A 13,358-nucleotide genomic window follows, 5' to 3' on the forward strand; every position below is an offset into this window, starting at 1 on the left:
CCGTTTGCATTCACACCTTCCTTTAATCATGGCTAGTGGCTCTCTGTTCAGGTTCAGGTTCAGGTTCAGGTTCAGGTTCAGGTTGCTGCCGCTGCAGTTCTCGGCTGTGCTGCTTTGTGAGTGAGGATGGCTGTGCCAAGGCCCATGAGCAGCAGCGACAGGTAAGGTTCCAGGGGCCAGAACGGCAGCCACAATTCGAGCTGTGCTGACCACGCGGGTGTTGTGAACGCGGTGGTGACAGCGTCCTGCCACGCCCGCCCGGTAGCTGCCATCACTAGGCCACCCAGTATGAGCAACCAGCCCGCGGTTCTGGCGAGGGCTGAGCTGGCCGCGTCACTTGTCTTGAGGCGTATCTTGCCCCACGCGGCAATGCGCAGAGCGAATGCGCTAAAGCCCGCCCAGTAGTAAACAGCATCCAGTGTTTGTGGGTCCGGGTAGTAGTACATGTTCCACCAGTACACACTGAAGGCATAACCCCAGAGCACGTAGGTGCCACCGGTATGAATGAACTTCCACTGACCGCGGCTGAGTCGTTTACGGGTGATCTGAAACGAAGTGGCGATCATGCCTGCGAGGAACAAGTAACCGAAGGTGCCCTCCAGTTCATCACGGAAGTAATAGACTTCGCTGAGATAGTAGTCGCGAAATACCGTCGACAGAATGAAGATAAACAGCCCTTGCCAAGCCATACCGACAGCAAAGCACAGACCGATATAGCGACGATTGCGCAACCACCAGCGGCCAAAGGGCCCTGGAAATAATACCTGGAACGCCGAGGCAGCCATCGCCAGAAAGATAAAGGGTACTGCGAGCCGCACCGAAAAGCCGATCATCTCTGAGACACCAGCGCCGCCGGATACGTCCGTCTGGGTCAGCTCCAGGATCACCACGGCAGTCAATGGAAAGGCGATCAATGCAAACAGGCGCCAGCCGTTTATCCACTTGCTCTCTAGTATTCCTATCATGCGGTGCTCCAGAAATGGCGGCTGCCGTAGCCCAGTTCCATGAGCTCCGATTCTGGCATTGCCCTCGGTACTGGGCTTCCGTGCCGATAGGGGACGAAAAGACGCCACAGGAAACGTGCTACGGTTCTTTTACACGACGAGCAAAAACGGAGAAGTGTGAAGCTATGCCGGGCCTTGTGACGCGAATTCTAAAGCGGGTAATTGCCATGGCGCCAACAGTGGTCGCGATGTGGGCGCTGTTCGCGATGGAGCAGAATGGCACCTGGCCACCCGAAATGCCCTATCGGGATGTGCTGACTATCGCGGTGCTAGGGGCAGCACTCGCCTTGTCATTTGTACTGTATTCCTGGTTGCGGCCCTGGGAGTCTTGATCAAAGTGCGCTGATAGCACTGTCACCCTCATGTTTACTCCGTCAGTCCAGAGGCCGGTCAACGGCCGGGAGGACATGACGGTCTGCGACAATACCGCGTCATTGGTTTTTGATGCTAGACCCGCCAATTATTTTTCTGTTACCGTGCAAGTGTTCAGTTTTCCCATAACTAAATAATCAAGGGTAAACCATATGCAACGTACGCCGTTTGATCGCAAGTTGGTGGTAGCCGCACTTCTTGGCACTGTCGCAACCACTCAAGCTCTCGCCCAGTCCGTGGGCACTCTGGAAGAAATTATTGTTACCGCTGAAAAGCGCGCCACCACGGTGCAGGATACGCCGCTGGCAGTGACTGCGTTTAGTGGTGAAGAGCTTGACCGCGCGCTGATCAGCAAGCCGCTGGATCTCCAGTTCAGCGTGCCTAACATGCTGATGAGTAAAGATAATTTCACTACCGCTGCCATTTCCATCCGGGGTATTGGTAACCTTGCGATTGGCGCCGCCTCTGACAGTGGTACCGGTGTTCATTTCAACGGTGTCTACCTGAACGGCGGGCGAATATTCGAAACCGAGTTTTATGATGCGGAGCGGGTGGAAGTACTGCGTGGCCCCCAAGGTACGCTCTACGGCCGCAACACCACTGCGGGCGTGGTCAACATGATTACCAACAAACCCACGGACGAATTTGGCGGTAACATCAATCTGGAGGTGGGCAACTACAACCACGCCAAAGTGAAAGGCGCGCTGAATATTCCCCTGGGCGATAGCTGGGGCCAGCGCTTCGCCATGTTCTACAGCAAGCGCGATGGCTTTGTAGACAACGAGTTTGATGGCGAGGATGTGGATGATCGCGATATGTGGTCGCTGCGCTCATCGACTAGATGGGCAGGCGACAACGCTGATGCCACGTTGGTGATTAATTACTTCGAAGAAGATTCCAGCCGCATGCGCGGCAGCAACCAGCGATGCCTGAAAGACCAGGAGGCTATTCTGGGTTGTTTGCCCACGGGTCTAGCGGACCAGCCCACCAACAGTGGCGCCACGGTGACCGGCTTTCTGACCCAGATCGCCGCGGGCATTATTGGCCAGCCGTTCCCTGCGGATGACTTTGCCAATTCCCCCAAAGACGCTGATCCGCGCAAACAGTACCTGGACTTTACGCCGAAGTACGAAGTGGAAGATCTGATGGTTTCGTTCGAAGCCAACATGGACTTCTCGGACTACACCCTGACCACCGTCCTGGGTTACCACACCTCGGATTTCAACGCACGCAACGATTACGACTTCACGGTGGCGTCAGAGCCCTGGCCAGTGCCGGTTGATCTGAATCGCGGCCCCGACGGTGTGATTACCGTGGACCGCGCCTATTCAACCGACCGCTCCACCACCGAGCCTGAACAGTACAGCGCTGAACTGCGACTCGCTTCAGACTACGACGGCGACTGGAACTTTATGCTGGGCGGATTCTACCTGGATTATGAATCGGACGTTCACTACTACGTGTACTCGGCTGCTCTTGAATTGTTCGGCCAGACCACCGGGGTACCCCCTGAGCAGCGTCTGTTTGACAATGACACAACCGATTACCAGCTGGAGACATGGGCGGCATTCGGTGAGTTGTACTGGCAGGCGACGGACTCCATTCTGATGACCGCCGGTTTGCGCTACAGCGAAGAGGAAAAGAGCTCGCAGCAGCGCACGATTTATCTGGGTTTCCTGACTGACCCCACGGTTCCCGGCGGCGGCTATGAGGATTTCGGCGGCTCCTGGGAAGAACCCACAGGTAGGTTCAATGTTACCTGGGATATGAGCGACGACATGATGTCCTATGTCACACTGTCGCGTAGCTATAAGTCGGGTGGCTTCAACCCGATCTCCGCGGACTCGCCGGTGCTTGCGGAAGACCCTTCGCTGGCCGAGTTTGATCCTGAATACATTAACGCCTTTGAAGTCGGCCTGAAGTCGCGCCTGTTTGACCAGACGCTGCAGGCCAATCTAACTTATTTCTACTACGACTACGAAGGGCTGCAGATCTCCACCATTAACAACCAGACATCGCTGAACCTGAACTATGACGCCGTGGTGCAGGGCTTTGAAGGTGAATTTGTCTGGGTTCCCACCGACAGTTTGCGCTTCAGTGCCGATATCGCCTGGCTGGAGACCAAGATGGATGGCGGCTCCAGCCTGGATACCGCGGACATCAATACTCTCGGCACCACCGAGAATATTATCTCAAGCCCCAATAGCAATCTTTACATCGGTGCCGGGTGCCCTGAGGGGATCTTCCCCTGTTCGGGCCTGGAGAAGAGCCTTGATGGCAACGAGCTGCCCAATGCGCCCAATTTCTCCGTCAACCTGGGCGTGTCCTATGGGTTTGACTTCAGCAATGGCATGGAACTGGTCGCGGCAACCAATTACTACTGGCAGGATGAGTTCTACACCCGTATCTTCAACACCGGTAACGACACCGTGGAAGAGTGGGATGTATGGAATGCCACTCTGACCCTGTATAGTGCCGACCGGTCCTGGTTTGCCGAGCTGTGGGGTCGCAATCTCAATGATGACGACCATGTCACCGGTCAGTACCTGGGCGACCAGAATGTAGGCCTGGCGACAAACCAGTTCCTGCTGGAGCCGCGCACTTACGGCGTTACGCTGGCTTACCGTTTCTAGGAATCCGGCTGTGGCCGGGCTGAGTGAGGCCAAGAGGTATTATGCCCACGGAGCCCGGCTACGAGGCCCGGCGCAAACAGGAGTCTGAGCGCAAGCGCCTGCGAGTATTGCAGGCAGCGGGCGCGTGTTTCGCCGAGCGTGGTTTCAAGAAAACCACCATGGATGCGGTCGCAAAGCGTGCCGGTGTGTCCAAAGGGTTGGTATTTCACTTCTTTGGTAACAAACAGGCCATTTTCTCAGCGGTCATCGAAGATGGCTTGCGCCAGTGGTCGACACTCTCCGAACACCGTGCCTCATCGGTCGAGGATGATCCGCTCGGTGAATTGCGCGCCCTGTTCCTGGCTTCATTTGATTTTGTCGAGCAGCATCCGGTGTTGATTCTGTTCGCCCGTGACGACGAGGGCCTGGGGCAGCAGTATCGCAAGCAGGTCGTGTTGTGCAATAAGCGCTGGCGCGACCGGGCCCAGCGTATCTTCAAGCGTGGAATACGCGACGGCGTTATCCGGGATGTCGACGCAAGACAGGTTGCGACCATCTTTCATCGCACCCAGGTCGCCCTGCTGATTGCCGAGAGCCGCCATGGGACGATCCCGCGCTACGACCGGGCCACCATTGAAACCACGCTGGATATATTTATACGCGGTATCCAGCGCGGCTGAACGAGTTAGTCCGCCGCGGCGAGAATCGGGTCGAGAATGTGGAACAGTGGGTTGTCCGGGTCAGGATTGGTGCCTGCAATAATCATCGACAAACGCAGCGAGCGGTGGTGCATGATCTGCACCAGCGCTTCGTCGTCATCGGAATCATTGTGGGCGATGAGGGCGACGATAGCCTTGTCCGCCGCTGTCAGATCGGTGTGACGTCCCCCCGTGAGTTCGTTAATGTCGCGAATGCTTTCGCCTTCGAACCAGTCGCGATAGCGGCTGTGGTTGAGCAGGAATTCCGGAATGGCGTGTAACAGGTCGCGTTCCCAATCCTGAAAGGCGCTCGAGGTGGGGAGCCGCGCAATATCAGCGAGCATTTTTTCCAGTGCCGATTCCTCCAGGCTTTTGAAGGCAGGTTCCGGCAGCGTGAGGTCGTAGTCCAGCTCAAAGCCTTGTAGCTCGGCAATGGCTTCGCAGGCCCGGCGGGTAATGCTCGCGTATTCAAGCAGGCCCTCGATCCAGTTGCCGCCAATAGCTCTGGGGTCGCCGAAAAACTTAGTGGCAATACCGGCCAACTGTAAAAAGGCCACGGTGTGATAGGCCACCACCGGTAGATCGACGGGTTCGCCCGTGACTTCTTCGTAGCGTCGGTACAGTGCAGGAATATCCCCCATGTTTTCATAGGGGTGTCTTCCCCGGAAACAGGCCAGGTCCCAGTGAGTGTCACCGATACTGGCAATTTCGAAGTCCAGCAGGGCCAGAACTTCGGTACCGGCGGACATGAACTGGCCGGCATCGCCGGCTATGAAGCTCGCTTTGGTGCGGTGCTCGGGCACATTGCGGCGCAGCCAGTGCTGCAGGAACTCGAATACGGAATCGTTGTTGTTGGTGTAAACACCGGCCATATACATGCGCTCGGTGGCCCGCAGGGCGATATCGGCAGCGGTCTCGGGCGGCTCGGACAGCGACTTGATGTGGGTGAATTCGGAGACCGGTACAGCGTGCACCTGGGCGAGGTGATCCATGTAGCTGAGCATGGCCTGCCAGCGCTCGTCACTCATGGTTGTGGGATTTTCAATCGCGGTGTGCAGCATGCCCGGGGCGCGGTCCTCGGTATCGATCCAGGTCATGACGAATGCCTTGGGGGTGTCCATCCAGCCATAGATATGCGGCACCCGAATGTTGTTGGCCTCCAGTGCCGCCATTACATCCATTTCAAAGCGCAAGTCGTGCTCGCCGGCATTCGGGCGATTGCCTCGCACCAGCACAGCGTGCTCTTGCCCGTCGACCGTATAGCTCACTTTCCACTGTGGTCGCCAACGCTCCAGACGCTTGGTAGAGACGACCGTGCCACCCAGATTCTCTGCGACCCAGTCCGTGATGCCCGCAATACATTCGGCTTCAAACTGGTCCTGGTCAAAGGTTTTGCTCGATGTTTCTGCTGTCATGGAATCGTCCTTGGCCGATGGCTGTGCTGCTGATAACAAGAGCATAGGGTAGGATCGTTGACTATATAATTACCTTCTGGTCAATGGCTGTCGTGATAGAAGCCAGTTCACCGAACTGGCAGCGCTCGCCGGTTAGGGCTTGAGGGTGGGTCGTGGAGGAGGGATCGCGCCGACCAACCAGAGCCGGCCGGCGCGAGTGTGAGGTAGTTCTTAGAACCTGAGGCGAATACCGGCTTCAACGGACTCGCCGGCCTCCGGCGCGTAGTTGCGCAGGAACGAGGTGCTCAGGCGGATCTCATCGTCGCCAATGTTCTTCCATTTCAAGAACACCAACAGGTCGCTGTTGTCTGAGAACGTCCAGCGATAGTCCGCGCCCATATCCCAGCGGGTATAGCCGTCTGTTTCGGTTTCGAAGTCACCGGGGTTGTCCTGATCAGCGGCGTCGAGCACGCTCACCCAGGTGCTGAAGGCATCGCCGGTCCAGCTGAGGGAGGCGCCCAGACGCAGGGGTGGGAGTCGCGGAACATCACCGCTGGAGTCAAACTCGCCGCTGATCATGTCGCCGCGCAGACCCAGGGCCAGTGCGCCACCGCCAACTTCCGTCAGATGGAATTCGCTTTCCAGTTCGACACCGTAGAAATCCGCATCCTCTTGCTCGTAAAAGTAGATAGCGGTTTCGTCGACTTCCTCGGTGCTGTTGAGCAGGAAAATATAGTCGGAGAAGGTGTTGTAGAAGAACGCCAGCTCTGCCCAGGATTCACCCGCGTGCCACTGCAGGGCGAGGTCAGCATTGACTGACACTTCTTCATCCAGATCAGGGTCACCGACCTCAATGATGCCTGTGGCCGCGTGCGTCACGTATTCCTCTGGATCCATCGCGTCAACATTGGAAAACAGCTCTTCAGTGGCCGGAGCACGCGCAGAGCGCGACAGTGAAACACCGGCCTGCCAGGTGTCACTGAACTGCCAGAGTGCGGAACCGGAGATCGAGTAGCTGGTGAAGTCTTCTTCGGAGGCGTTTGCCGCGTCCGGGTCGCGCTCCACCAGGTCAACGCGCAGGCCTGCCTCGTAGATCCAGTCACCACTGTGGAAGTCCTCCAGCAGGAACAGACCCAGCTCTGAACTGTCGGTCTTGGGTACGTAGGCCTCCTCGCCGGCGGCTTCAAACTCGTCGGCGCGATATTGCAGGCCGATCACACCGTTGTTGCCCAGGAACGCGTCGTGAACCATCTCCAGGCGGGTTTCCCAGGTCTCGCGGTTGTACATGGTGCCTACCTCTACGCCTTCGAGTTCGGCATGTTCGTAGTCGGTATAGGTCAGGAAACCACGCACGGCCTCAATACTGTCCGATGGGTTTTGCAGGTGCAGCATGGCGTCGTAGCGGGTCTGCTCCATATCGAGGCGGATGACTTCCTCTTCTTCTTCGCCATGCTCGTGCTCGTCATGTTCATCGCCGTGCTCGTCGTGCTCGTCGTGCTCGTCGTGCTCATCATGCTCTTCGCCGTGCTCGTCGTGGTCATCGTGTTCCTCGCCATGTTCCTCGTGCTCTTCGTCGTGGCCATGGTCGTGGTCATGGGTGCCCGGTGGAATGCCATATTCACTTTCCAGGTGGCTGACGGATAGGCCGACAAAGCTGCCCTGGCCAAAGTGGAAGCTGAAGCCACCCGTGAGAACGTCGGTATCACTGTCGGTGTTGGCGATATAGCCGTCGGTGTTCTCGACCTCCTCTTCACCGTGTTCATCATGTTCGTCGTGTTCATCACCGTGTTCGTCATCGTGATGTTCGTCATGATGCCCAAGCAGTTCTTCCTGAGCTTCCAGCGCCGCCTCATCAATGGCCATGCCGGGAATATCGAGATCACTGGTCTCGCGTGTCGTGCCATCGAGGTGGAAGGCGAAATTCCCAAGACCGGCTTCCACCATGAAGACGCCCGCGTCCATGTCAGACGCGTCGTCATAGCGATACTCAACCGCTCCGTCGATGCCATCGACCGGCTGGCGTGGAATACGGTTGTCGATGACGTTGACGACGCCGCCAATAGCGCCACCGCCATACAACAGGGTGGAGGGGCCGCGCAAAACCTCGATGCTCTCGGCGGTCAGCGCTTCAACATTCACCGAATGATCCGGGCTCAGGCTGGAGATATCAGCAGACAGAATATTGTTCTGCAGGGTAATGGCGCGCGGGCCCTGCTGGCCGCGAATCACGGGTCGGCCGACGCCCGGTCCGTAGGTGGAATTGGCGATACCGGCACGGTTGCCGAGAGTTTCGCCAATGGTCGTGGCGGCCTGGCGGCGCAATTCGTCACCGCTTAGAATGGTGACGGGCAGGGCGGTGTCCGCCTCCTGTTTGTGAATGGGCACGGAAACGAGCACGTGCTCGAGGGTACGGTCTTCGGCTGCGACCGACGCGGACGCAGCAGCGACTGCGAGGCATATCAAACGCTTCATGGTTCTCTCCTGAAAAAATAGTAAAAAAGGGGCTAATTCAGGAAAAGTGAGGGGGTGCGCGGCCGTCGTAGTGGCGATTCAGTGCCTGATAAGCAGCGAGCGTAGTGTCACTGCTAGTCGTCGCCGCTTGNAAAACAGAGAGGGGTGTGACCGCCGGTGTTGTGACCGCCAGCAGGGAACAGGTGTCGCAGACCAAACATTCGACCTCTTCACTAGGTTCGAAATGGCCATGTGCGACTTTAACCGATTGCATGCCCGCCACAAGCAGCAGCGCCAGCAGCGCAAAAATGCGCGCGGATTGAGCTTGTTTGAGGGCGGAAATCACAGGGTCGGGGTATTGGTCGGCTGATTAATTGATCAAGGGTACACGCATTCGTGTAACAAGTGGAAGAGCTCTGGTTGTGGCGTTTTTGCAGTGGTCAGTTTTGTCCGAGCTATGACCAGGCCGGAAGCAGCGTTCATCTGGGCTTAAATGTTGTCTGCCCTGCATCCTGCGGGGCTGCGTCGCTAGTGGCGCAGCGAAGGCAAACTCTGGCGTGGTCGCCAGGCTGGAGATGCACAGCGATCCTTGATATTTGCCATTGTTCTTTGTGGGCAGTCCTATTGCGCAAAGGTCATTCTAGGTCCATCCGCCCCGGCACAACTCATATTTACTAAGTGGTCACATAAGTCTTGCTTATGTTGATCACGCATTGATCACAGCGGGCCGCGTGAGATTCCAGAATCGCGATATCAGGCCAGGGTTTCTAGCTGGCTGGCATCGAGCCAGCAGCCATGGACACCGTAAGGGACGCGCTGGGGCAGTGGTAGCCGGGCCAGTTCTGTCATGTTGCGGGCGTCAAGCACCAGCAGAGCCGCGTCCTCGTCTGCCATTAGCAGCTCGATCAGATAGCCGTCGTCTTCTTCCGTCGCCCCTTCGCGCGGCACAAACAAGGCTTCGCCACCGCGGTAGTCGCCGTAGCTGAACTCACCCACGGCTTGCTCGTCGATCATGTCGTACTTGAGCACGCCGCTGGCCATGACGCCGCCCGCGCCTTCTTCGTCGAGCAGGTAGGCGTAGCGGGTCTGCTTGCCTATCCAGGCGGTATTGAAGCTGGGGCGCTCATAGAAGTGTTCCAGCAGGCAGCGGCTGTCGCGGCGTTCACCGGTGGCCAGGTCAAAACGGAATTTATACAGGTGCGCATGCGGCTCTTGGGGCAAGTGAATGGGCACATTGCTCGGATAGGCGCGAAATACCGGCGCCACCAGGACCAGATCGGCGCCGCCATCAGCGCGGGCTTCCTCCCAGCCATTCACCGTGTGCCAGATATGGCCGTCCATGCCCGTATCGCACCAATGCACCTCCGCGTGCTCAGGGTCATTGCGATCAATGACGCCAAAGCGCATCTCATAGTCGGGGTCATAGTAAAACGGACTGGCGTGCTCCTTGAACATCTGGCCGCCATCAAAGCGTAGTGACAAGTCCGGGAACACTGCGGCATTAGGGGTGAGAAAGCCATCGTGGACGAAAGCCAGGGCGGGCTTGGCCTCGGCGATTTCGCGGTAAAACTTCAGTTGCCCTGCGGCGAGCACTGAATAGAAGATTTTGCCGCTTTGCAGGTGGGTGCTGAAGGAGTGCCAATCGCCACTGGCGGGATCTATCTTCGGGTGGGCGGTGAAGGGCCCGGTGAGCACGCCGTCGAATTCGTCAAATGCCCCCTTGCCGCTAATGATCAGGTGGCCGTTCTCCATGCGCGTCTCCAGCGCAAAGGGATGGGCGGTTTCCTGCAGAGCGTAAAGTTTGCCGTGATGGTACTGAATCGCCGTGGTGGAGGAAGCGCTGGTCTCGTTACTCATCTTTGGCGCCAGACCAAAGCGCTGGGCCATGGCGCTGCTGATGATGCGCGCAAACCCCTTCTTGCCATTGCCTGCGATATCACCGAATTCGGGATAGAGTTCGTGTCCGGCGGCGCGCTCATGTTCGAACCTGGGTGTGCGAACAAAGGTGTTTGAGTACCACGCCTGACCGTCGCGGAACTGGATTTGATGCAGCATGCCGGCACCATTGAACATGTGCAGCCGCGAGCGACTGTCCTGTACCTGCCGGTTGGTGCCGTTGCGCAGGTATGCGCCTTGCAAGTCAGGCGGAAGCTCACCCTGAATGGGCAGAGCGACACGGCCGAGCTCGGTGTGGACCGGGTCAAATCCCCTTTGGCTGTATGCGCTGGCTGCGTTGTACTCGTCAATGGCAGGGTCAGCGCGCAACCGCGCTATCCAGCGGCCGACCAACACGGGGGCTAGAAATCTGCGCGCTATCAACAGGCCGAAAACAATAATAACAAGGGTAGTCAGGGTGGGGCTCATAGATATCGTCTCCGCGAATCTCGGGTTTGCGGCGCGCGGCTGCGTGGCGCATTTGGCCGGGCGAATCCCGCCGGACCTGTGCATGCTAGAGCAATCTTTCTGAAAATAAAACAGGATGAACGGATTGTTTAATTGTCATTGTGAGGCTATCCTGTTCAAAAATAATACAAATAAGATTCTGAGGTGTGTATGCAAGCTTGTCGTTTCGTTAGCCCTCGCCGCGTGCTTGGCGCGAGTGTCTCCTTGGCCCTGATGGCTGCAGCGATGCCATCGACTGCCTATTCCCAACAGCAGAGTCTCGCGCTAGAGGAGGTCATAGTGACGGCCCGCAAGCGCGCCGAATCGGTTCAGGATGTGCCAATCGCGGTGACCGCAATCACCTCTGAGCTTAAAGAGCCCAGTATCCGCCGGCTCGAAGACATTCAGGGTATTACCCCGAATGTGATTATCCGCAATATCAATACCGTGCCAGGTGGCTCCTCCATCAGTATTCGCGGGGTCAGTTACCAGGAAATCGACAAGAGCTTTGATCCTGCCATTGGGGTCATGCTCGACGGGGTATACCTAGGGGTGAGTAGCGGTCAGTTGCTCAACAACTTCGATATCGAACGCATCGAGGTGCTGCGAGGGCCGCAGGGCACGCTGTTCGGCCGCAACACCATCGGCGGGGTCATCAATGTTATCCGCACCGATCCGACACTGGACTGGGGTGTAGACGCAAGCATCACGGTAGGCAGTGAGGGGCGGGAAGACTATAAAGCGGTGGTCAATGCGCCGATTATCGAAGACCGGCTTGGCATAAAGTTGTTTGCCAACTCGATTAACAGTGACGGCTGGATCCACAACACGACACTCGATAAGGATGTGGGCGGCGACGATTATCAAACCTATGGCTTTGCGCTGTTGGGTCAACCTACCGATGACTTGAGCGTCAAGTTCCACTACGAGAAGAACAAGGACGAGACCGATGTCGGTGCCTGGTCGAACTTCAACCAGCCGGAAGACCTGATCTGCACCCTGTCGCCGATACCGTTCGTGCCATGGGGACCTGAGCAGGGTTGTGAGGCTTTCGATGAAGGCAGCGACGAAGAACACAACTCCATGAATGGGCGCAATCCCAACGATACCGAGTATGACACCAGCATTCTGACGGTCGATTGGATTCTCGGTGGCGCGGTGCTGACCTTCATTACCGGCTATCGTGATCAGGAAGAAAACACTGTCTCGGAATATGACGCCAGTCCCGCCCCTTTCCTGTTCCTGAGCTTTGAGCAAACCTACGACCAGTTCAGCCAGGAATTCCGTCTCGCAACTGAAATTGGCGATAGCCTGGAAGTGATTGCAGGTGTGTACTACTGGGAATCTGAATACACCCAGGACTTCTCTACCCACCAGTTGTTCTACGTGCTCGACCAGATTGGCTCGATTGTGCCCGGTGTACCCGGGGGTGCAGGTTTCACACCAACGACGATCGGCTACGCGGAGCAGTCCCAGGATACCATGGCCTGGGCGGGCTTCCTCTCGGCCGACTGGTTCATCAGTGACAAGTGGACCATTACCGGTGGCCTGCGCTACACCTATGAAGAGAAAGGTTTTACCGGCAGCAACTCCGTATTTTACGACCCACTGACCATGTCGCAGCCGGCGTTGACCCGGACCGACCTGAGTGACGACTGGAGCGAGTTGTCACCCAAGATCAGTGCCTCCTATGACTACAGCGAAGACATCATGCTCTTCGCATCCTATGCAGAGGGCTTCAAGAGCGGCGGCTACTTCGGTCGTAACACCGACTTCTCCACAGCTGAATCCTATGATCCTGAGTTCGTGGATACGTTTGAGTTAGGCATGAAAAGCACGCTGTTTGAGAGCCGCGTGATCTTCAATGCCTCGGTGTTCTACAGCGACTACTCTGATAAGCAGGAAGAAGTATTGATTGAAACGGCACCGGGTATTGTTGCCACGAACGTGGTTAATGCGGCGACCGTCGATATTTTCGGTGTCGACCTGGAGCTGCAGGCGCAGCTGACCGAGAGCCTGTCGTTGCGCGCAGCCTACGGCTATCTGGACGCGGAATACGATGACTTTGTCGCCGATTTGAACGGCGACGCTATCGCCACGGATAACTCCGGTCTGATCGTGCGCAATGCGCCCGAGAACACCTTTGGACTGTCCACTACGTACACGCGCACAATTGGCCCCGGTGATTTCTCCGCCTATCTGTCCTACCGCTATCAGGACCAGATTGAGACGATTCTCAATAACGACCCACTGGGCACCATCGATTCGATTGAGAACCTCGACCTGACCCTGAGCTACGCCTGGGCTGACTACCGTATTACCGCCTTCGGTCGCAATCTCACCGACGAGGTGTACGCACGTCGGGTGCGGATTGAGCCGTTGGTGACCTTCGGCCAGTACACCCAGGGAACAAACTACGGCGTGGAATTTTCGCTGAGCTTCTAG

8 protein-coding genes are annotated in these 13,358 nt (G+C 57.2%); 4 read left to right on the forward strand and 4 right to left on the reverse strand.

The genetic code is table 11. The annotated features are described in order from the left end of the window. Positions 1-77: 77 nt before the first annotated feature. A complete protein-coding gene (locus tag A3709_RS09300; RefSeq protein WP_066053435.1) occupies positions 78-965 on the reverse strand; it encodes a hypothetical protein in 888 nt (295 codons plus the stop codon). A 164-nt stretch (positions 966-1,129) separates the two neighbouring features. On the opposite strand from A3709_RS09300, the gene A3709_RS09305 reads away from it, so the two are divergent. From A3709_RS09305 to A3709_RS09315, 3 genes are all read left to right on the forward strand, one after another. Continuing rightward, complete coding sequence (locus tag A3709_RS09305; protein ID WP_066053438.1) at positions 1,130-1,336, forward strand: hypothetical protein; 207 nt, start codon at positions 1,130-1,132, stop codon at positions 1,334-1,336. A 192-nt stretch (positions 1,337-1,528) separates the two neighbouring features. Further along, positions 1,529-4,009: a TonB-dependent receptor gene (locus tag A3709_RS09310; RefSeq protein ID WP_066053441.1), complete on the forward strand. Its 2,481-nt coding sequence runs from the start codon at positions 1,529-1,531 to the stop codon at positions 4,007-4,009. Positions 4,010-4,050: 41 nt separating this feature from the next. Then, a complete protein-coding gene (locus A3709_RS09315; protein WP_066053445.1) occupies positions 4,051-4,668 on the forward strand; it encodes a TetR/AcrR family transcriptional regulator in 618 nt (205 codons plus the stop codon). A 5-nt stretch (positions 4,669-4,673) separates the two neighbouring features. Here the strand turns inward: A3709_RS09315 and A3709_RS09320 are convergent, their stop codons facing one another. The 3 genes from A3709_RS09320 to A3709_RS09335 all read right to left on the reverse strand — a co-directional run bounded on the left by A3709_RS09320 (position 4,674) and on the right by A3709_RS09335 (position 10,895). Continuing rightward, positions 4,674-6,101: a phosphotransferase gene (locus tag A3709_RS09320; RefSeq protein ID WP_066053448.1), complete on the reverse strand. Its 1,428-nt coding sequence runs from the start codon at positions 6,099-6,101 to the stop codon at positions 4,674-4,676. Between the two features lie 210 nt (positions 6,102-6,311). Continuing rightward, positions 6,312-8,552 (reverse strand): TonB-dependent receptor, encoded by a 2,241-nt coding sequence (locus A3709_RS09325; RefSeq protein WP_066053451.1) that lies wholly within the window; start codon positions 8,550-8,552, stop codon positions 6,312-6,314. Between the two features lie 732 nt (positions 8,553-9,284). After that, positions 9,285-10,895 carry a carotenoid oxygenase family protein gene (locus tag A3709_RS09335; RefSeq protein ID WP_197484139.1) on the reverse strand — a complete coding sequence of 537 codons (1,611 nt, stop codon included), beginning with the start codon at positions 10,893-10,895 and terminating at the stop codon, positions 9,285-9,287. Between the two features lie 318 nt (positions 10,896-11,213). Between A3709_RS09335 and A3709_RS09340 the strand changes: the two genes are divergently transcribed. Beyond that, complete coding sequence (locus tag A3709_RS09340) at positions 11,214-13,358, forward strand: TonB-dependent receptor (protein ID WP_066053457.1); 2,145 nt, start codon at positions 11,214-11,216, stop codon at positions 13,356-13,358.

The sequence above is a fragment of the Halioglobus sp. HI00S01 genome, from assembly GCF_001635445.1.
Classification (GTDB): domain Bacteria; phylum Pseudomonadota; class Gammaproteobacteria; order Pseudomonadales; family Halieaceae; genus Halioglobus; species Halioglobus japonicus.